We start from the raw sequence: 18,761 nt of genomic DNA on the forward strand, positions 1-18,761 counted from the left end.
GGATTTTATAAGTATATGAAAAAGAGCAAATAATAGGTGGGAAAAAAATGATTGCAAAAACAGAAGAGGATTTTAATGGTTTAAAAGAAATCGGTAAGATTTGTGCTGATATTCGAGACGAATTAGTAAAAAGAACAAAACCAGGAGTGACGACGAAGGAACTCGATGATGTAGCAGGAGAGTTATTCGAGAAGGCGGGTGCCATTTCTGCTCCTAAGGGTGAATATAATTTTCCAGGCTTCACCTGTATCAGTGTGAATGAGGAAGTAGCACATGGTATTCCTAGTACACGTGTGATCCAAGAAGGGGACATCGTCAATATTGATGTATCAGGCTCTAAGAATGGGTATTTCGCAGATACCGGTATATCTTTTGTAGTAGGCAACGGCGATGAAATCTTAACGAAGATTTGCGAGGTTGCAAAAGAAGCTTTTGAGGCCGGTCTTAAGAAGGCAAAACCTGGCAGTAAAAAAAGCGGGTTAGGAAGGGCTGTTCATCAAACAGCTAAAAAGCACGGATTGACTGTGATCATGAACCTTACGGGACATGGGATTGGCCGGACGATACACGAAGCGCCCGATCATATCTTTAACTATAATGAAACTTGGGAAGATGAATTACTTAAGGACGGGATGGTTATTGCATTCGAACCGTTTATCTCAACCCGAGAGGAAGAGGTCTTTCAAAACGAAGGTGATGATTGGACATTTGTCACCGAAAATAGCTTTGTCGCTCAATATGAGCATACCGTAATCCTTACAAAAAACGGTCCAATCATCATAACAGAATAAAATTACTTTAAAATAGTTAGAGCCGCTTATCATAAGCAGCTCTTTTTTGTTACTGATTCTTATCCCAATATTTTATTGATTCAGTTTTAGATGTTGGTTCCCGCTTAATAACATTACCCTTATCATCATAATAGACCTCATATTCTTGATAGATTTCAATATAATAGCCATCGATTTTTTTGACATCTTCTAGACGCTGTTCCAACACAGGAACATCGCTTGGAGGCTCTGTATCAACAGGTTGTGCAACAGCTGGTTCACTGGTCATGTAGGAATGGTCTTTATGAATAAAAGAAAAGGGCGAATCAAGATAAGCTATAAGGGCAACCAAGAAACAAAGTACTAAAAACGCTGAAAAACGAGATCGTGTCTTCATACTATTTGTCTCCTTTTTATCAGAATCCTCGTAACCTATCTTATGCATGTCCTTTTTGTTTATGCTAATTTGTTTTTAAAGCAGCTGTAGACTTTGTACGATATAGTTGATATAAAATGAAAGCTAAAAAGGAAATAATCGCACCAGAGATGTACGGTAAGCCGATAGCCATGGAAAATAGCCAACCACCTAGCGGGGGACCAATAATCCTGCCTAATGAATCGAATGAAGACAAAAGCCCCGTTGCACTGCCATGACCAGCGGTAGATGTCTTTGTCAGCAAGGATGATACACTTGGGCGAATCACTCCATTACCGATGCCGAAAATCGATAGGAAAATAGCTGCTGTAATAAAACTATCAACTAGCAGGATTAACCCGAATCCTATAGCGGAAACAATAATCCCGCCTTGGATGACCATCCCTTCACCAAATCTCTTCGTTAATTTCCCAACTAATCCACCTTGTACAATCGCACCCGCAAAACCCATGATCATAAATATGTATCCAAGGTGCGTGGAATCAAGACCAGCCTTCTTTGCAGCAAAGTAGGCAAAGGTTGCTTCTAAGCCTGAAAGTGATAATGAAATCAACAACTGTAATAAGAATAATACAGATGAAGGACCACTAAATGCTTTCCATAAAGAAGGCTTCTTTGCAGGAACCTCGTTTTTTCCCTTTTTCGGTAAGGTTTCCTTTACAAAAAAGAAAACAAGAAAGACCGTTAATAAGGAGGTTGACCCTGCCAGATAAAAGGGCAAACTCATGCTTGTCCCAGAGAAAATTCCGCCAATCGCTGGGCCAAATACAAACCCTAGTCCTACTGCGGCACCAATGATGCCCATCCCTTTACCACGATTTTCCGGCGTAGTAATATCTGCGACATAGGCCATAGCAGTGGGCATATTAGCCGAGGAAAGAATTCCACCTATAATCCGTGCGGCAAATAGCATCCAAAGCTCGGTAGCCAAGGCCTGGATAAAGAAGGAGAGGGCTAACCCTGTGATCCCAATCATCATGACAGGTTTCCTGCCAATTTTGTCTGATAATCCGCCCCAGAGGGGTGCGAATATCAACTGCATAAGTGAATAAACAGCCATTAACAAGCCCAGCTGGGTTGGGGTCGCACCAATTTCTTCTGCATAAAAGGGCAATACAGGTATAATGATTCCAAAACCAACCATTACTAAAAACATAACTAAGAATAAAATCGGTAAAGCTCTTTTTGTTTCCAAAAGTTGTTCTCACTCCCTAGGTGAATCAAAGTACTTTCAAATCTCCTATTGTATATTAGAGGATTTTTAGCTCTATGATTAGGATAATAGAAAATGTATTTCCAATACAAGCATTTAAAAATAAATTCGACTAAATTAAAAAGAACACACCCTAGATTGAATGTGTTCTTTTTCTATTTTACTGCTTTTCTTGTTGTTTCCGATGCAAAGTCAGCGATGATTACTAGGATCATGTAACAAAGGAGCAGTAAGGTAATTTCTGTGTAGTGGAAGTAACTCATGGCAAGTTTAAACTCCATCCCCAGACCGCCGGCACCTACAAATCCGACCACAATCGTTGTTCTCATGATTACTTCCCAACGATAAAGAATATATGTTAGGAATCGGGGCAGGACTGAAGGCAGAATGCCATAAAAAAAGATTTGCAGTTTAGAAGCACCAGTGGATGCCAAATTCCTTATTGGTCTCGGATCCATATCCTCAATTGCCTCCGCCCAAAGCTTGCCAAGTATCCCAAAGTTATGCAGGGCTAAAGCAATGGCTCCTGGAAGAAGGCCAGGCTTGAAAATAAAGATAATCATCATTGCCCAAACTAATTCTGGTACCGAGCGTGAAAAGATATAAAGGATGCGAACCATCCCATATAAAACCCAATTATACCAACGTTTTGATAAAGTCAAACCACCATTAGCAATGTTACGTGCCGCTGGAAGGACAGTAAGAAAGGCAGCGATCGTTGAAAACCCAATAGCTAAAATGCTCATTTGCAGCGTCTCATAGGTAAGACCTAAAGCAGAGTGCCAACTGTCTAAGTCAAGGAAAGCAGGGTGATCTTGGTTAATTCCAATAAGACCGCCGAAAAACGTCTTCGCATATTGAAGATTTTTATCTGATACTAATTCAAAAAAATTGGCATTTTCAGCTAAAGTAATATAAAACCAAGACCCAAGAACTAGTATGAAAGTCAAAAGGAGTGATAGCATGCCCTTTTTTAGTCTTTTCTTTTGACTTTTCTCTGACAAATTTCTGCGGACTAAATTACTCCAAACATCCACTAATAGTACTATCGCAATTAAGAAAAACACATAAGTCCACACTTGATTGTATTTTAGGTCAGATAAGGATAATTGTATTTGGAAACCCAGGCCGCCAAGGCCGACAAAACTCATAATTGCAGAAGACCTTATGGCACATTCGAATCGATACATCGTATAGCTGATCATGTCAGCCCATATGAGCGGTAGATAGCCATAAAATAAGATTTGGAGTTTAGAAGCACCCGCTGATTTTAATGCCTTTATTGGCTGTYCTGGTACATCTGTTAACATATCTGCAAAGATACGGCCGAGTATTCCCCCGTATGGAATAGCAAGTGCAAAAATAGCTGCATAAGGGGAGAGACCAATCGCAGCAACAAAGAGCCAAGCCCAGATTAATTCATGAATGGAACGTGTAAATCCTAGTATTCCTCTAAAGAAAACTTTTGACCATAATCGTCCAGCTTTTCCATCAGTGAGTATACCAGAAGCTAGCGTCCCAACGATAAAAGCATAAATAATCGCTAATGACATACCTGCAACCGCATAGGCTAAGGTAATCCATGAAGAAGAAAAACCAACCATTAAAATGTCTAACGATAAATCAGGTTGGATTAGCCCTTCAAAAATTTGCAGCATCGTAGGAATTCCGCCAGCATGGACTAGATCGCCGTCCCAATTAATTGCAAAAAGACTCCAAATAAAAATAGCAGTTAATAGTAATGTGAGATAGAAGCGGTTATGCGAACGAAGGGAGGGGATTAGTCTTGTCATCGATCCTTTGCTCCTTCAATTGATAAAGCTCTGTAAGCAGGCTGTCCGTTACTTGATCAGTAGGTAAATCAAAAAAGATTTCTCCATCCTTTAAGCTAATGATTCGATTGAAATACTTACGTGCATAATCAACAGAATGCAAGCTAGCTATTAATGTTTGATTTTCTTCCTTTACAATCTTGGTCAATACCGCTAACACATCATCAGCTCGTGCAGGATCTAGGGAGGCAACTGGTTCATCAGCCAGGATGATTTCAGGCTTTTGTACTAATAGCCTTGCCATTGCTACTCTTTGCTGCTCTCCTCCTGACAGATTAGAAGTTATCTCATTGACCTTTTCAGACAACCCAACGCGATCTAGTGCCCTTAAAGCAAGCTCTCTTTCTTGAGGGATTAACAACGAGAGTAATGATTTGAAAAATCCCCAATCTGATAATCTGCCTGCTAAAACATTATGAATAACCGCAAGTGAACCAATTAAATCGAATTGCTGACGAATCACACCTACTTTCTTGGCGAAAATCTTCCCTTTTTTATAAGTAGAAAGGGGCTGGTCATCAATCAAGAGCTCTCCACTATCAGCCGTAACTAAACCGGCTATATTGTTTAACAAGGTAGTTTTCCCTGCTCCACTTGGGCCAATTAAGGCAACCATTTCACCTTGTTTAATAGAAAAAGAAAGGGAAGATAAAGCTATCTTCCGCTCAAACTTTTTTGTTAAGTTTTTTGTTTCAATCATCGTTTTTGATGTCATTTGAATCACACCTATTATTTTATAATCTCTAATTCTTTTGCTACTTGCTCAATCTTTTGATAATTATCGTTTTTCGTTTCAATGAATTTATCCGTTTGGAACAAATCAGCCATTTCCTTTGGATCACCTGTAAAAGAAAGAAGTGCATCTTTCACTTTTTGCTTCGTACCTTTACCAAATACTTCTTCAAGATTGCTATTAACCGTCCAGTTATAGTCATAATAATCAGGAGTTGTATAGAAGACTTTTACCTTTGAGGTATCAACCTTTCCATCTTTCACCGCTGCTTCCCACACAGAGATATTAAGGGCTCCAGCTTGGAAGGAGCCTGATTCCACTAGCTTGTAAGTGGTGTCATGAGAACCGGAGAAATTAGGTTTGCCGTTAAAATCTGTGTTAGGGTCGATGCCCGCTTCATTGATAAAATAACGCGGCATTAAATGACCAGAAGTAGAACTTTCACTTCCAAATGTAAAAGACTTTCCTTTTAGATCCTCAAGCGAATTAATTCCTGACCCTTCTTGGGTGATAAAAACAGATTGAAATTCTGCATCCCGTGGTCTTTGGACAATCGATTCAGCCTCAGGAACAAGGTTACGGGCTTGAACACTTGTTAATCCGCCAAACCAGGCCAAATGAATTTCGCCGCGTTGGAAGCCTGTCAMTAACGCTGCATAGTCAACAGAGGGAACAAATTCAACTTTCAGCCCCGTTTGTTCATTTAGATATTTCGCTACAGCATCCATTCCTTTTTGCAAATCAGATGCATTTTGGTCAGGAATTGCTCCTATTTTTAAAACTTCATTTGATGCTTCTTTCGTTTCTTCATTGGGTGTATCTTCAGTTTGCCCACAGGCAGCTAAAGAAAAAACAAACATAAATAATATAATACCAATTAACCCTTTTTTCATCATTCCATTCTCCTCATAAACATTTATAGTTTTTCTTTCTAACTATATCTTCGCTCTTGATTATAAAGAAAGAGGTGCTCTTTATAAATTCAATTTATCTATTCATTGAATAGGTACTTATGGAAAAAACCAATATCCATAATTTACAAAATGTAACATAAGCATTGAGAGAATAGGAAAATCCCCAGTAATTCCTACTGGGTTTTTAATTTAGGAGTTTGCATTTTGTGACCATTCTTCGACATTCCATACTTTTGTGACCCAATCTTCATAAAAATCAGGTTCGTGGCAAACTAGGACAACAGTACCTTTATATTCTCTGAGAGCACGTTTTAATTCTTCCTTAGCTGTAACACCAAGGTGGTTTGTTGGCTCGTCAACTGCATCTAATGCATCCTGGATTTCACCCATTTTCTCTAAAAGAACTTCCAATTCTTCCGGAGATGCCACTGCCATTTGAGCAATTACCTCATTTAATTCTCTTTCTTTTTCAAAAAGAGGGAGGAAGGCATCATGTAATACATCACGCATGGTTCTTCCAGGCGTCAGTACCGTGTGCAGATCTAAGTAACCATAAAATATCTACTCATAAATAAGTCTACTTGTGTTTATAAGTAATTTGATATTATGGAATTACACAAATAATTTAGCACAGCTTGCTAGAGCTGGAGGAGAATGGATGACTATTAAACTACGTAAAGTTACTAAAGAAAATTGGCAAGAATGCATCAATTTACAGGTAAGAGAAGAACAAAGAAAATTTATTGCTTCTAACCTATATTCGATTGCTCAAGTACAATTTTTAGAGAATTTCGAGGCTTTAGCGATTTATCACAACGACAGTATGGTCGGGTTTACGTTGTTTGGGCTTGATGAAGATGATCGCAATTATTGGATTTATCGAATCATGATTGATGAAAAATATCAGGGGCAGGGCCATGGAAAAATGGCATTAAAGGAAATTATCCAGCGTTTAAAAGATAAACCTGATTGTAAGGAAATCATTCTCGGTTATCATCCAGAGAACATTGGAGCAGAGAAGATGTACATAAGTTCGGGATTCCAACCTAAAGGCATGGCACCGTGGGGAGAGAAACTTGCCAGCTATTTGGTTGCTAATCATTTATGAAAAGGAGAATGAAGGATGAAACCATCTACTATAATTTACTGGACTTTATTAACTCATGAAAATTGGTCCATCTATATAGCCGCAACACCAAAAGGACTATGTTTTGTCGGCTCTCAAAAAGAGTCATTTAAAGAAATGTCAGACTGGGCAGGTAAACGCTATCCCAATAGCCAGCTAATTCAAGATGATGCTTATTTGAAATCGTATACTGAAGAAATCATCGAGTATCTTCAGGGTGCCCGCCAATCATTTACTTTGCCATCTGATTACAAGGGAACATCCTTTCAGGAAGCAGTATGGAGGGCACTTTGTGAAATTCCATATGGTTCAACATGCACCTATTCAGATATAGCTACCATCATCCAAAAACCGGCATCTGTTCGTGCAGTTGGTACAGCAATTGGAGCGAATCCCATCTTAATTACTGTTCCTTGTCACCGGGTAATCGGTAAGAATGGAAAACTAACCGGGTATCGCGGAGGGTTAGAAATGAAAACCGCACTGTTAGACATAGAAAAAGCAGGAAGCTTCATCATTCGTTAGCTTAAAGAAATCCAAAGGTGAAGGGGGAGTGGGACAATCTATGATTAATGTATTTGAAAAAGAAGGGGTAACATGTGTAGAAGCTGGTTATTTACGTTCGGGACGAAAAGAGGGACTAGTGTATAACTTCCTTGTTGACGGTATGCTAATTGACACAGGGGCTGCACGTGATGAAGCTGATTTAATCTCTTTTTATAAGGAATATGAATTTGACTTTGTGTTGCTAACACATAGTCACGAGGATCATGTAGGTACCGCTGCATGGATACAAGAAAATCGAGAGGTTCCAATATACATTCATCCAAAAGGAATAGAAGTCTGTAGACAACCAGGTCAATATCCAAAGTACCGTCAATTTGCATGGGGTGTACGGAAGGTATTTAAGCCCTTGCCACTGGAAAATGAAAGCTTTCATTCTAGAACAGTGGAATGGAAGGCTATCTACACACCAGGACATGCAGATGATCATCTTGCTCTTTATCAAAAGGATACTGGGATCTTATTTTCAGGTGATTTATTTCTCAATCCAAATCCAAAGGTGTTACTATCATTCGAATCAATTCCAGTCATAATGGACTCCTTACGAAGGTTGCTTTCCTATGATTTTGGCACGCTATTTTGCTCACATGCAGGGTACGTAGAAAATGGACGAAAGATGCTTAGACGAAAGCTGGACTATTTAGAAAGCATCACTGGTGAGGTACTAGATTTACACAAACAAGGACTTTCGATTGATGAAATAGACAAGAAATTATTCCCCGTTAAACATATGCTGGTCAGTATTTCTGAAGGAGAATTTAACTCCTTACATATCGTTTCTTCTATTATTAACAGGCATGAATAATATTAGTGGCTAAATAAGGTGACCAAGCATCTTCCTTGTACATATTATAGTAAAAACATTATAAGGAGGTGCAGGTTTGTCCATTCAGCATGAGGGTGTAACAATCGGTACCATTTCAGGAGGAATCGTTAACTTTGGCGGAGCCATCTATATTTCACCAATATCCGTTACCAAAACGAACTCAGGTTCAGGTGAGAACAACACTGATTTAGTACCTTCAGAGGGTTCTGAACAAAGGGATCAAGCTAATATACCAGAACTATTAAACCTGATTAGGGCGATGCTCAAATGAGCAATGTCCAAAGAAATTATTAAAGACGACACTCAGCTGAATGTCGTCTTTTTCGTACCCTTAGGCTACACTTTGGTTACTTTCTTGAAATTCGCTGCTTTGCTTAACAGGCCTACTAATATTAAAGACGATATTCAATAAAATGGCAGTAAAGCTTCCTGCAACAATTCCATTATTAGTAAGAAGCTTTATACTTTCAGGCAGCTGTGCAAATAATTCAGGGACTGCTGTAACCCCAAGACCGATACCGACAGAGCAGGCAATGATTAATAGATTCTCTTGAGAAGCAAAGTTAACCTTACTTAACATTTTAATTCCATATGCAATCACCATTCCAAACATGGCTACCATCGCACCGCCTAGTACTGATGTTGGGATAACAGTTGTCAGCGCGCCTATTTTAGGAACAAATCCTAGAATGATTAACATAACAGCCATTGTATAGATCACATTTTTTCCTTTTACCCCAGAGAGCTGCACAAGCCCGACGTTTTGGGAATAGGTGGTATAAGGAAATGCATTAAATAACCCACCAACGATGATTGCAAGACCCTCAGCACGATACCCTTTTGATAAATCCTTTTCAGACAGTTTCCTTCCAGTTATATCTCCTAAGGCAAAATAAACGCCGGTAGATTCAACGAGACTTACAATTGCCACAATGGTCATCGTAATAATCGGTGTCCATTCAAAGGTAGGCATTCCGAAATAAAATGGCTTAACTATATGGAACCATGACGCTTCACCAACAGCAGCAAAATTGACTTTACCCATTAAAGCCGCAGCAATCGTTCCAGCTGCTAATCCTAAAAGGATTGACACCGAACGGATAAAGCCTTTTGTAAAACGATAGAGTAGGATAATAAATAATAAAGTTCCGAAAGCAAGGCTGATATTCGATAAACTGCCAAAATCTGCACTTCCCTGACCACCAGCAATATTATTCATTGCTACCGGTATAAGCGTAATTCCGATAATGGTAACAACAGAGCCAGTTACGACCGGCGGAAAAAACTTAATCAATTTACCAAAGAAGCCTGCAATTAAGACTACGATAAGACCTGAAATAAGTATAGAGCCATAAATAGCAGAAATTCCATATTGTCCGCCTATGGCAATCATCGGGCCAACAGCTGTAAAGGTGCAACCGAGGACGACTGGTAATCCGATACCGAAGAACCGATTCTGCCAAACCTGTAAGATAGTTGCAATCCCACACATTAAAATATCAATTGAAACTAAGTAGGTTAATTGTTCGCCTGTAAGACCGAGGGCACCTCCAACGATTAACGGGACAATTACAGCTCCAGCATACATCGCTAGCACGTGTTGAATACCTAAAGAGGTTATTTTTAATGCATTTGTCTTCATGAGATGAATTCCTCCACTTTTCCATTAAAAAACGTTACTTTACCTTTTGAGAGAGAGGCAATTCTTGCCAATGATTCTACCCTTAAACCAGATTCCTTTAATTTTTGTGCCCCCGGCTGAAAGGATTTTTCAATAACAATTCCGATGCCTGCAATGCTTGCACCCGTCTGGTTCACCATTTCTACTAAGCCAAGTGCAACCTCACCGTTAGCAAGGAAATCATCAATGATTAACACTCGATCATGTTCGTTTAAAAATTTTCTAGAAAGTGAAATTTCATTTGTTTCATTTTTTGTAAAGGAGTGTATGCTCACCGTTACTAGGTCATCCACTAAAGTAATTGATTTTCTTTTTCTTGCGAATATAACAGGAGCATCCAAATGCAGTCCGGTGAAAACAGCTGGAGCAATACCAGATGATTCAATTGTTACGATTTTAGTAATACCCTGATTTTTAAAACGCTCAGAAAATTCCAACCCGATTTCATTCATTAAAGTAGGATCAATTTGATGATTCAGGAAAGAGTCCACTTTTAAGACATGCTCAGAAAGAGCCCGGCCTTCCTGAATGATTTTTTCTTCTAGTAACTTCATGAATATCCCCCTATATAAAAAATAAAAAAGCCCAAACATAATCGCTCACATCAAATTTTTGAGTGAGGCAATGACGTTTGGGCTTAAAAACCAAATTAATTGGACGCTAAAAGAATCGTTCCAATTGCATTACCCACTCATAGTCAGATTGTTAACGGCAATCCGGTAGAAACTTGCAGGCCATATCCCCGCGATTATATGAGTGAAACATATGAATTTAATAGCATTATAACACGTACAAAAGGGAAATCAATTCTTTTTTTTGATAAACACGAACAAAAAAAAAATAAAGGTTAATATTATTCGTATATTGAAAACGGTTAACCAAGATAAAATTAAGAAATTCAATTATTGATTGGAGCGAAAGGCACGTAGACTCCTGCAGGAGGACGTGGCAGGGGAGACCCCGCAGGCGCATTGCGCCGAGGAGGCTCCCCGAACCGCCTGCGGAAAGCGAAGTGCCTTTCGCTCCAATCAACACCGTACATTTTCACCGAGAAGGTCCTTTTTTCTTTACTAATTTAACAATCTTATAACCAGGTTTCATTTTAATTCTATTTGTTTTATTTACTGTTTTAATCTGATATATAGAGTATTTTTTTGGTTGGTGGTCTAACAATTCTACTTTCTCAATGCTTTCTTTTTTATATGCCTTATGGATCTTTCGAATTTGTTTTTCTTGATTTTCACCATAGAAATAATCATAAATAACTTTAAAAATCCATATAAACAACCCACCGACAAGCAGGGTATAAATAAGCGATGAAATAAGTGACATGAATGACATCCTTTCTGTACAACACATATGATGAATATTACTTAATGTAACTATTATAAAGCTTGTTTGAACAAAAAAGCGAAATAACCAACTGGGAAGACCGGTAGAAAAATATACCTGTATATTATTGGACACTCTAAACTGAAAATAATTTTGCTTTGATTGTCCATTTGGGGTGAACACGCTTTAGAAAGTATGATAAAATATATGTAAGAAAACCTTTTAAAACAACGTTTTAGGTGATTTTAACTGTACGCCTGAAACGGACAAATGTTTTTTCAATAGCGACAAATAAGGGGGATTATTAGTGTCCAGTCATACTTTAGAGCAGTTTTTAAATGAAAATCTCGAGGATTTGAAGAGTAAGGGTTTGTATAACATCATTGATCCATTAGAAAGCCCTAACGGACCCTTAATTACCATAAATGGAAAAGAATTAATTAACCTATCATCTAATAATTACCTCGGGCTAGCGACTGATGAACGCTTAAAACAAGTTGCACAAGAGGCAATTGAAAAGTACGGAGTTGGAGCAGGGGCAGTAAGGACCATAAATGGTACGTTAAAGCTCCATGTTGAATTAGAAGAAAAGCTTGCCGAGTTTAAACATACAGAGGCAGCGATTGCTTATCAATCTGGGTTCAATTGTAATATGGCTGCGATATCAGCTGTTATGGATAAGAATGATGCCATTTTATCAGACGAATTGAATCACGCCTCAATCATTGATGGCTGCCGTCTTTCACGAGCTAAAATTATCCGTTTCAATCACTCAAATATGAATGACTTACGTTTAAAAGCGAAAGAAGCGAAGGAATCTGGTCAGTATAACAAAATTATGGTGATTACCGACGGAGTATTTTCCATGGATGGGGACATCGCACTTCTTCCAGAGATTGTAAAAATCGCCGAAGAGTTTGACCTCATTACATATGTGGATGATGCTCACGGTTCTGGTGTCTTAGGTGCTGGTGCAGGTACAGTGAAGCATTTTGGATTGTCCGACAAAATTGATTTTCAAATCGGAACTCTTTCTAAGGCAATCGGAGTTGTCGGTGGCTATGTCGCTGGTAAGAAAAACTTAATTGACTGGTTAAAGGTTCGTAGCAGACCTTTCTTATTTTCTACATCCTTAACACCTGCTGATGTGGCAGCCAGCAAAAAATCAATTGAGATCCTCATGGAAAGCACGGAGCTAAACAAGAGATTGTGGGAAAATGGGGATTACCTTAAGAATGGTCTAAAGAGATTGGGCTTCAATATTGGAAGAAGTGAAACTCCAATCACACCATGTATTATCGGGGATGAAACCTTAACGCAACAATTCAGCAAGCGGTTAAATGAAGAAGGGGTATACGCGAAAGCGATTGTATTCCCAACTGTTCCACAAGGCACAGGCCGTGTTCGAAACATGCCTACAGCTGCCCATACGAAAGAAATGCTCGATGAAGCAATCAACATATATGAAAAAGTTGGTAAGGAAATCGGAGTCATTCAATAGATTAAGTCACATTCGAAGAGGCGGGGAAGAATGAAACGTATTTTAATTACAGGTGCCCTTGGTCAAATTGGTTCTGAGCTAACGATGAGGTTACGCCAAATTTATGGCACAAATAATGTAATCGCCACTGATCTAAAAAAAAATGATAGTGAAGCAGCCCAGAGTGGACCATTTGAGCGAGTTGATGTTACAGACCTAAATAGAATGGTCGAAGTTGCAAAGAAATACAAGGTTGATACAGTCATGCATTTAGCTGCGCTATTATCAGCGACAGCAGAGGCAAACCCTGTCATGGCATGGAATTTAAATATGGGCGGATTGATGAACGCACTTGAAACAGCGAGGGGAGTGAATGCACAATTTTTCACACCAAGCTCAATCGGTGCATTTGGGCCAACAACACCTAAAGACAGTACACCGCAGGATACGATTATGCGACCAACCACAATGTATGGGGTAAATAAAGTAGCCGGAGAGCTTCTTTCGGATTACTATTACCATAAATTCGGTTTAGACACACGCGGCTTGCGTTTCCCAGGATTAATTTCTTATGTAACCCTGCCAGGTGGAGGTACAACTGATTACGCAGTAGAAATATATTATGAAGCACTGAGCAGAGGAAAGTATACCTCTTATATCGATCAAGGGACGTATATGGATATGATGTATATGCCAGATGCCTTGAATGCTATTATCGACTTAATGGAGGCAGATTCATCAAAGCTAATCCATCGAAATTCCTTTAATGTGACAGCGATGAGTTTCGCACCTGAAGAGATCGCTAAAGAAATTACAAAACACATTCCAGGTTTTAAAATAACTTATAACGTAGACCCTGTTCGCCAGAAAATTGCAGACAGCTGGCCAAATTCAATTGATGCAAAAGCAGCTAGTACTGAGTGGGGGTTTAAAACTGAATACGACCTGGCCAAAATGACCAGTGATATGATTGAGAAATTATCAAGGAAATTAAACATTAATGAAGCTCGAGCCTAGAAGGTTCGAGCTTTTTTCAGATAATCCATTATCATCAAACAACAAAGAAACAGGATAAAATACTCCTAATAAGCTAACTATATTATTGATATTCCATATGGGTATCAACCCGTATCAACTATCCTACACACGAGGTGATTTGATGAGTTACAGAGATCAATTAGATGACCAATCTAAACTATTTCACAAGAATCATACTCGACGGAAGCATTTGAACTCCCAGGTAAATGGTGAAACACAGGTGACACAAAACACCATAAGAGCAAGAGGAAATGCCAAAGCACACAGGATGTTTTGATAACGGGTCAAAAAAGAAAGAAGACGTATTATTACGTCTTCTTCTTCATTTTTAACAATAAACCTCTAGTTATGACTTTTTGACATGGATGAGATTATCTGTTTTCTCTATAACACGACCAATTATGGCTGCATCCGTTAATCCTCTTACATGTAATTGAGCAATGTACTGATCGGCCTCTTCTTCATTGATTGAAATAAGAAGTCCGCCAGAGGTAATCGCATCACATAGAACAAGCTGTTCTTCATGGATAATGTCTTCATCGTAATGGACATCATGAGCCAACCATTTATGATTCGACTTGGAACCACCAGGGACGATACCATCCTTAGCAAGTGCTAGTGCACCCTCTAGGACGGGCACTTTGGCCAAGGATATTTCAAAGCTTACACCGCTTCCTCGTGCAATTTCACTAGCATGGCCAAGTAACCCAAACCCAGTCACATCCGTAACTGCATGTGGATGAAAATCTGTTAACGTTTCGGCAGCTGTTTTATTTAGGGCAGCCATGGTTTCTGTAACGATTTGTTCCTGTTCAGGTGTGACTACATTTCTTTTTATCCCTGTAGTAATAATACCAACACCAAGCGGTTTGGTTAAGACCAACACATCACCAGGTTTTGCCCCAACGTTCTTCCAAACCTTATCTGGGTGGACAATACCGGTTACAGATAAACCAAACTTAGGTTCCTGGTCATCAATCGAATGTCCACCAACCGTTACGGCACCAGCTTCCTTTACTTTATCTGCTGCACCGCGAAGGATATCTGATAATGTCTTCGCACCAAGCTTCTTAATCGGAAAACCGACAATATTTAATACCGTTTTCGGTTCCCCGCCCATTGCATAAACATCACTAAGTGCATTAGCTGCTGTTATCTGCCCAAACATATAAGGATCGTCGACGATGGGAGTAAAATAATCAACAGTCTGTATGAGAGCGATTGAATCGGTTAGACGGTAAACTCCTGCGTCATCTGAAGTTTCATGTCCTACCAAAAGTTCAGGTATAGGGTCTTGTTTCGGTAAAAGGCGCAAAACTTGCGCCAGGTCCTCAGGACCAATTTTGCAGCCTCAACCAGCTTTAGTCGATAAAGAGGTTAGGCGAACTTTTTCATTTTCACTCATTATGTACACCTCCATTTTATTAGTATAACTGTTTCATACAAAAAGCGCACTACATAACGCAGGTTAATCATTTGCGGAAATTTTATCAATAGGTTAAAATAATTTTTACTATAGAAATAATAAAAAACAAATAGTTTTAGGGGGTAAAAAAGTGAGTAACCATTCTGTAAAAATCGAATTTTGTATGCAGTGAAATTATGCACCAAAAGCCGCGAGTTTCGCGGAAGAACTATTTGAGCATTTTCGTCGAGATATTGAGAAATTAGAACTAGTACCTAGTTCCGGCGGGGCATTTGAAGTAACGGTAAATGGGAAAAAAATCTATTCAAAACTCGAAACAGGAGTATTTCCTGACGCACAGGAAATCATTAATAACATCACTTCCAACTAATAAAAAACTCTCTTACCCGAGAGTTTTTTATAATATTATTATGTAAACTTTCAAACAAAAAAAATAAAGCCTAAAGTTAACTTTAAGGCAGTGTTATAAAACATGACTTTCCGAGTCCTTTATCTGATTTTGAAATGGCCACCTCTAAAATGCCATTTAAAAAGTTAGCGCTTACTTTCTGATTAATGACTTGAAAGGGGAAGGTAATACTCCTGACTTYTCTATCTAACACAGTGGTACTGACTGTCTTTGAAGCAGTGATAACAAGCTTCCTTTCCTCAATAAATACCTTTATATCAGAGCTGTCAAAGTCCGTTAACAGCGCCTCTAAAATCCATTCTTTTTCTGTTTCATAAAGATCTATACGAAATTGAGACATGTCCTCAAGTGATGTAAGTGGGTCGAGACAATAGTTTTTAAGCCACTTTTCCATTAGATCGAAATCTATGGCTTTTTCATCTTTGTATGACACTTTCACAACCCCCCTTGCTTGGTTTATATTATTCATACAGAATAAAAACGTGTGATGGTATAATGATATTAAATTCGGAAGAGTGAAGGAGTTTTTATATAGTGAAAGAATGGCTGCGATCCATTCCCGCTATCCATGAACTTCAAAGTCATGGGAAGTTTGTAACATTGCTTGAAGGGAATCAATTGGATCAAACACAATTAACCAATCAATTAAAAGAAGTCATCGATCAAGTTAGGGCAAATATTTTAAATGGGGAATGGCAGCGTGCACTGCCAGGCACAAATGAGTTTGTGGACGAAATCTTCGTATTCCTCAAACAGAAAGTCAGTACCCAGTATTCTTATACACTGGAGCAGGTTATCAATGCGACTGGGACCATTTTACATACAAACCTCGGAAGAGCGAGATTAAGCGAAAATGCGATTCAGCATGTTGTAGAGACAGCAAGAAATTACTCAAATCTTGAGTACAAATTACCTGAGGGTGAGCGAGGGTCTAGACATACTCACGCAGAAACGCTGATCAAAAAGATCACAGGTGCAGAGGCTGCGATGGTCGTGAATAATAATGCGGCAGCTGTTTACCTCGTTTTAAGAGCTATGGCAGAAAATAAAGAAGTGATTGTTTCACGAGGTCAATTAGTAGAGATCGGTGGTTCCTTCCGAATTTCTTCTATTATGGAAGAAAGCGGTGCAAAACTTGTTGAAGTAGGTACAACCAATAAGACTCATATATATGATTATGAAGGTGCTATCAATCCTGAAACGGCGATTATCATGAAAGTTCATACTAGTAATTTTAAGGTAGTCGGTTTTACTAAATCTGTTGATACTGAAAACCTAATTCAATTAACCAAAGAACAGGAAGAAGTAATCTTTTATGAGGACTTAGGCAGTGGTGCATTGTTTGATTTTAGAAAACATGGCATTGGGGATGAGCCAGTTGTAAAAGAAGTAATTGAAATGGGTGCAGACATTGTTACGTTTAGCGGCGATAAACTGTTAGGGGGTCCACAAGCAGGCATCATTGCAGGAAAAAAAGAAATTATAGACCGGTTAAAAAAGCATCAACTAGCTAGGGTCTTACGGGTTGATAAAATGACATTAGCAGCCCTAGAGGGAACGTTGATTGATTATGCACGGGGTGAAAAAGCGGTACATAACATACCAACAATCCGTGACTTATTAACATCTCATCATGAAATAGACGTAAGGGCAAATCATTTTGTTACAAACTTGTTAGAGCGGACAAGTTTGTTCGAAACTAAAATTTATTCTTCCACAAGTCAAGTTGGGGGCGGGACGATGCCCGATGTTGAACTGCCAACAAAGGTAATTAGTTTAAAGCATCATACCCTATCAGCAGAACAACTGTCTAGAAAGCTTAGGACTGAATACAAACCTGCGATTGTCGGCCGCATTCAAAAAGAAGAATATATAATCGACCTAAGAACGGTTACGACTGAGGAAGAACGTTATCTTATTGAGGTACTAAGTAAAATATAATAACCCCCCCTCTTGATGCAGAGGGGGGTGCTTTATTTACATATCATGATGTGAATTATGTTTTTGGCGTGTATGGTTGCGGTTTTTTACTTTTTTCGAACCGCTCAATGGTTCCGGCTGCCCAGATTGTTTAGGAGCATTTTTTCGCATGTCTTTTCCATCGTTTTTGTTTACCATATTCCATCCCTCCTATAATCTTAGGATGTAAATCTGCTCTAGTTTTTATGCTGAATAATTTTGAATAGGCCTGTGCAATTTAACGGTATAGAAACTAGAGGGGAGTGAAACGAATGATGCAGAAATATCCATATAATAAGGACAAACAACAGGCTTTCCAAGCTGCCCAACAGGGATATGAAGAAGCCCAAGGGCTTTTTGAAACAATAGTAAGCGATAGTGCAAGCTATGGACATCAGTTAAAGCATTTAAAGGAAGAAGTAAACGAAGCCTATCAGCAAATCGAAAATGCATTAGAAGTCGCATCTGAACACCAAAGAGCACAGCTAGAACGTTTTCAACAAGATTTGCAAAGTATCGTTGCCGAAGTAAACTTACCCGAATAAAAACAAAAAGCAGGGGGAAACTCCTGCTTTTCTAAATAGTTCGACTGAATCATGATACCCATTAGGGTAAACAAATGAGCTTCTTATTGGTTTTTTTTGCGCTTTTTGTTGTTCATTTTCTCTTTTATTGTTAAAGGCTCGTTTGCCATTTCCTCGTTGAAACCGGCACCCTGACCTTGACCTTTAGCTGCATTCATTCCAGGAATCACGTGGTTCGCTTTTCGACGTTGCATCCTTTTCACCCCCTATAAATACTATCTCCTTTAAGTCAAAAATAATGACAAAGAAAAGGTTTTTTGCGATAATGAAATGGAGATTGAATAATTTCCCATCATAAAATATTTACACGGCACAGCACGATTTTTCATAATATTTTKAACTTTTTACATACTAAATATAAGAAAAACTTATCAAACTCAATAACTTTCTTGTTATTTACTTATGTTACAGGTTGTATTAATATAAGAATTGTGAGAA

At 38.8% G+C, this 18,761-nt stretch carries 23 protein-coding genes, 1 pseudogene and 1 riboswitch; of the genes and pseudogenes, 11 read left to right on the forward strand and 13 right to left on the reverse strand.

Translation table 11 applies throughout. The features are described from left to right. The first annotated feature begins 47 nt into the window (after positions 1-47). Positions 48-791: a type I methionyl aminopeptidase gene (map, locus tag BTR25_RS14035; RefSeq protein ID WP_075688677.1), complete on the forward strand. Its 744-nt coding sequence runs from the start codon at positions 48-50 to the stop codon at positions 789-791. Positions 792-840: 49 nt separating this feature from the next. Here the strand turns inward: map and BTR25_RS14040 are convergent, their stop codons facing one another. From BTR25_RS14040 to BTR25_RS27135, 6 genes and pseudogenes are all read right to left on the reverse strand, one after another. Further along, a complete protein-coding gene (locus BTR25_RS14040) occupies positions 841-1,167 on the reverse strand; it encodes a PepSY-like domain-containing protein (RefSeq protein WP_075688678.1) in 327 nt (108 codons plus the stop codon). A gap of 64 nt (positions 1,168-1,231) precedes the next feature. Then, complete coding sequence (locus BTR25_RS14045; protein WP_075688679.1) at positions 1,232-2,401, reverse strand: MFS transporter; 1,170 nt, start codon at positions 2,399-2,401, stop codon at positions 1,232-1,234. A gap of 173 nt (positions 2,402-2,574) precedes the next feature. Then, positions 2,575-4,212 carry a PhnE/PtxC family ABC transporter permease gene (locus BTR25_RS14050; RefSeq protein WP_075688680.1) on the reverse strand — a complete coding sequence of 546 codons (1,638 nt, stop codon included), beginning with the start codon at positions 4,210-4,212 and terminating at the stop codon, positions 2,575-2,577. Continuing rightward, complete coding sequence (locus BTR25_RS14055; protein WP_075688681.1) at positions 4,178-4,966, reverse strand: phosphonate ABC transporter ATP-binding protein; 789 nt, start codon at positions 4,964-4,966, stop codon at positions 4,178-4,180. Before BTR25_RS14055 ends, BTR25_RS14050 begins: the two co-directional genes overlap by 35 nt. 14 nt (positions 4,967-4,980) lie before the next feature. Continuing rightward, positions 4,981-5,880 carry a putative selenate ABC transporter substrate-binding protein gene (locus tag BTR25_RS14060; RefSeq protein WP_254842715.1) on the reverse strand — a complete coding sequence of 300 codons (900 nt, stop codon included), beginning with the start codon at positions 5,878-5,880 and terminating at the stop codon, positions 4,981-4,983. A 207-nt stretch (positions 5,881-6,087) separates the two neighbouring features. After that, positions 6,088-6,300: pseudogene (locus BTR25_RS27135) on the reverse strand (ABC transporter ATP-binding protein); the annotation flags it as partial. A gap of 256 nt (positions 6,301-6,556) precedes the next feature. Here BTR25_RS27135 and BTR25_RS14070 point away from each other — a divergent pair. The 4 genes from BTR25_RS14070 to BTR25_RS14085 all read left to right on the forward strand — a co-directional run bounded on the left by BTR25_RS14070 (position 6,557) and on the right by BTR25_RS14085 (position 8,685). Then, positions 6,557-7,006, forward strand: a complete 450-nt coding sequence (locus tag BTR25_RS14070) for a GNAT family N-acetyltransferase (protein WP_075688684.1) — start codon at positions 6,557-6,559, stop codon at positions 7,004-7,006. A 15-nt stretch (positions 7,007-7,021) separates the two neighbouring features. Continuing rightward, positions 7,022-7,549 (forward strand): methylated-DNA--[protein]-cysteine S-methyltransferase, encoded by a 528-nt coding sequence (locus BTR25_RS14075; protein WP_075688685.1) that lies wholly within the window; start codon positions 7,022-7,024, stop codon positions 7,547-7,549. A gap of 40 nt (positions 7,550-7,589) precedes the next feature. After that, entirely contained in the window at positions 7,590-8,393 is an 804-nt protein-coding gene (locus tag BTR25_RS14080) for an MBL fold metallo-hydrolase (RefSeq protein WP_075688686.1), read from the forward strand. A gap of 76 nt (positions 8,394-8,469) precedes the next feature. Continuing rightward, positions 8,470-8,685, forward strand: coding sequence for a spore germination protein (locus BTR25_RS14085; protein ID WP_075688687.1), 216 nt, complete (start codon positions 8,470-8,472; stop codon positions 8,683-8,685). 60 nt (positions 8,686-8,745) lie between these two features. Here the strand turns inward: BTR25_RS14085 and BTR25_RS14090 are convergent, their stop codons facing one another. The 3 genes from BTR25_RS14090 to BTR25_RS14100 all read right to left on the reverse strand — a co-directional run bounded on the left by BTR25_RS14090 (position 8,746) and on the right by BTR25_RS14100 (position 11,427). Then, positions 8,746-10,056: a nucleobase:cation symporter-2 family protein gene (locus tag BTR25_RS14090; RefSeq protein WP_075688688.1), complete on the reverse strand. Its 1,311-nt coding sequence runs from the start codon at positions 10,054-10,056 to the stop codon at positions 8,746-8,748. Further along, positions 10,053-10,649, reverse strand: coding sequence for a xanthine phosphoribosyltransferase (locus BTR25_RS14095; protein WP_075688689.1), 597 nt, complete (start codon positions 10,647-10,649; stop codon positions 10,053-10,055). Before BTR25_RS14095 ends, BTR25_RS14090 begins: the two co-directional genes overlap by 4 nt. Positions 10,650-10,769: 120 nt before the next feature. Next, positions 10,770-10,871: riboswitch (purine riboswitch) on the reverse strand. Between the two features lie 268 nt (positions 10,872-11,139). Next, the gene (locus BTR25_RS14100) at positions 11,140-11,427 is read right to left on the reverse strand and encodes a hypothetical protein (protein WP_075688690.1); all 288 of its coding nucleotides are present in this window, start codon (positions 11,425-11,427) and stop codon (positions 11,140-11,142) included. Positions 11,428-11,734: 307 nt separating this feature from the next. Here BTR25_RS14100 and BTR25_RS14105 point away from each other — a divergent pair, with 307 nt between their 5' ends. The 3 genes from BTR25_RS14105 to BTR25_RS14115 all read left to right on the forward strand — a co-directional run bounded on the left by BTR25_RS14105 (position 11,735) and on the right by BTR25_RS14115 (position 14,222). Beyond that, positions 11,735-12,928, forward strand: coding sequence for a glycine C-acetyltransferase (locus BTR25_RS14105; protein ID WP_075688691.1), 1,194 nt, complete (start codon positions 11,735-11,737; stop codon positions 12,926-12,928). A 30-nt stretch (positions 12,929-12,958) separates the two neighbouring features. Continuing rightward, complete coding sequence (locus BTR25_RS14110; RefSeq protein ID WP_075688692.1) at positions 12,959-13,924, forward strand: L-threonine 3-dehydrogenase; 966 nt, start codon at positions 12,959-12,961, stop codon at positions 13,922-13,924. Positions 13,925-14,066: 142 nt separating this feature from the next. Further along, positions 14,067-14,222, forward strand: coding sequence for a YpzG family protein (locus BTR25_RS14115; protein ID WP_075688693.1), 156 nt, complete (start codon positions 14,067-14,069; stop codon positions 14,220-14,222). A gap of 69 nt (positions 14,223-14,291) precedes the next feature. On the opposite strand, the gene selD is transcribed toward BTR25_RS14115, so the two are convergent. Next, the gene (gene selD / locus BTR25_RS14120) at positions 14,292-15,350 is read right to left on the reverse strand and encodes a selenide, water dikinase SelD (protein ID WP_083652384.1); all 1,059 of its coding nucleotides are present in this window, start codon (positions 15,348-15,350) and stop codon (positions 14,292-14,294) included. A gap of 184 nt (positions 15,351-15,534) precedes the next feature. Between selD and BTR25_RS28475 the strand changes: the two genes are divergently transcribed. Further along, the gene (locus BTR25_RS28475) at positions 15,535-15,741 is read left to right on the forward strand and encodes an Rdx family protein (RefSeq protein ID WP_368482995.1); all 207 of its coding nucleotides are present in this window, start codon (positions 15,535-15,537) and stop codon (positions 15,739-15,741) included. An 82-nt stretch (positions 15,742-15,823) separates the two neighbouring features. Here BTR25_RS28475 and BTR25_RS14130 read toward each other — a convergent pair whose 3' ends face one another. Beyond that, positions 15,824-16,213 carry an Hsp20/alpha crystallin family protein gene (locus BTR25_RS14130; protein WP_254842716.1) on the reverse strand — a complete coding sequence of 130 codons (390 nt, stop codon included), beginning with the start codon at positions 16,211-16,213 and terminating at the stop codon, positions 15,824-15,826. 101 nt (positions 16,214-16,314) lie between these two features. Between BTR25_RS14130 and selA the strand changes: the two genes are divergently transcribed. Continuing rightward, on the forward strand, positions 16,315-17,721 hold the full coding sequence (selA, locus tag BTR25_RS14135) for an L-seryl-tRNA(Sec) selenium transferase (protein WP_075688695.1): 1,407 nt from the start codon (positions 16,315-16,317) through the stop codon (positions 17,719-17,721). Between the two features lie 36 nt (positions 17,722-17,757). On the opposite strand, the gene BTR25_RS14140 is transcribed toward selA, so the two are convergent. Continuing rightward, on the reverse strand, positions 17,758-17,898 hold the full coding sequence (locus BTR25_RS14140) for a small acid-soluble spore protein P (RefSeq protein ID WP_075688696.1): 141 nt from the start codon (positions 17,896-17,898) through the stop codon (positions 17,758-17,760). Between the two features lie 116 nt (positions 17,899-18,014). Between BTR25_RS14140 and BTR25_RS14145 the strand changes: the two genes are divergently transcribed. Further along, positions 18,015-18,284 (forward strand): hypothetical protein, encoded by a 270-nt coding sequence (locus BTR25_RS14145; protein WP_075688741.1) that lies wholly within the window; start codon positions 18,015-18,017, stop codon positions 18,282-18,284. Between the two features lie 83 nt (positions 18,285-18,367). Here BTR25_RS14145 and sspO read toward each other — a convergent pair whose 3' ends face one another. After that, positions 18,368-18,517: a small acid-soluble spore protein O gene (gene sspO, locus BTR25_RS14150; protein WP_075688697.1), complete on the reverse strand. Its 150-nt coding sequence runs from the start codon at positions 18,515-18,517 to the stop codon at positions 18,368-18,370. Between the last annotated feature and the right edge of the window lie 244 nt (positions 18,518-18,761).

The organism is Bacillus sp. MRMR6, assembly GCF_001940785.1.
Taxonomy (GTDB): domain Bacteria; phylum Bacillota; class Bacilli; order Bacillales; family Cytobacillaceae; genus Neobacillus.

Bases quoted from the DNA above. Each gene is read 5' to 3' on its own strand.
- map (WP_075688677.1), top strand. From the start codon at position 48: ATGATTGCAAAAACAGAAGAGGATTTTAATGGTTTAAAAGAAATCGGT.
- BTR25_RS14040 (WP_075688678.1), bottom strand. From the start codon at position 1,167: ATGAAGACACGATCTCGTTTTTCAGCGTTTTTAGTACTTTGTTTCTTG.
- BTR25_RS14055 (WP_075688681.1), bottom strand. From the start codon at position 4,966: ATGACATCAAAAACGATGATTGAAACAAAAAACTTAACAAAAAAGTTT.
- BTR25_RS14070 (WP_075688684.1), top strand. From the start codon at position 6,557: ATGACTATTAAACTACGTAAAGTTACTAAAGAAAATTGGCAAGAATGC.
- BTR25_RS14075 (WP_075688685.1), top strand. From the start codon at position 7,022: ATGAAACCATCTACTATAATTTACTGGACTTTATTAACTCATGAAAAT.
- BTR25_RS14080 (WP_075688686.1), top strand. From the start codon at position 7,590: ATGATTAATGTATTTGAAAAAGAAGGGGTAACATGTGTAGAAGCTGGT.
- BTR25_RS14090 (WP_075688688.1), bottom strand. From the start codon at position 10,056: ATGAAGACAAATGCATTAAAAATAACCTCTTTAGGTATTCAACACGTG.
- BTR25_RS14095 (WP_075688689.1), bottom strand. From the start codon at position 10,649: ATGAAGTTACTAGAAGAAAAAATCATTCAGGAAGGCCGGGCTCTTTCT.
- BTR25_RS14100 (WP_075688690.1), bottom strand. From the start codon at position 11,427: ATGTCACTTATTTCATCGCTTATTTATACCCTGCTTGTCGGTGGGTTG.
- BTR25_RS14110 (WP_075688692.1), top strand. From the start codon at position 12,959: ATGAAACGTATTTTAATTACAGGTGCCCTTGGTCAAATTGGTTCTGAG.
- BTR25_RS14115 (WP_075688693.1), top strand. From the start codon at position 14,067: ATGAGTTACAGAGATCAATTAGATGACCAATCTAAACTATTTCACAAG.
- BTR25_RS14140 (WP_075688696.1), bottom strand. From the start codon at position 17,898: ATGGTAAACAAAAACGATGGAAAAGACATGCGAAAAAATGCTCCTAAA.
- BTR25_RS14145 (WP_075688741.1), top strand. From the start codon at position 18,015: ATGCAGAAATATCCATATAATAAGGACAAACAACAGGCTTTCCAAGCT.
- sspO (WP_075688697.1), bottom strand. From the start codon at position 18,517: ATGCAACGTCGAAAAGCGAACCACGTGATTCCTGGAATGAATGCAGCT.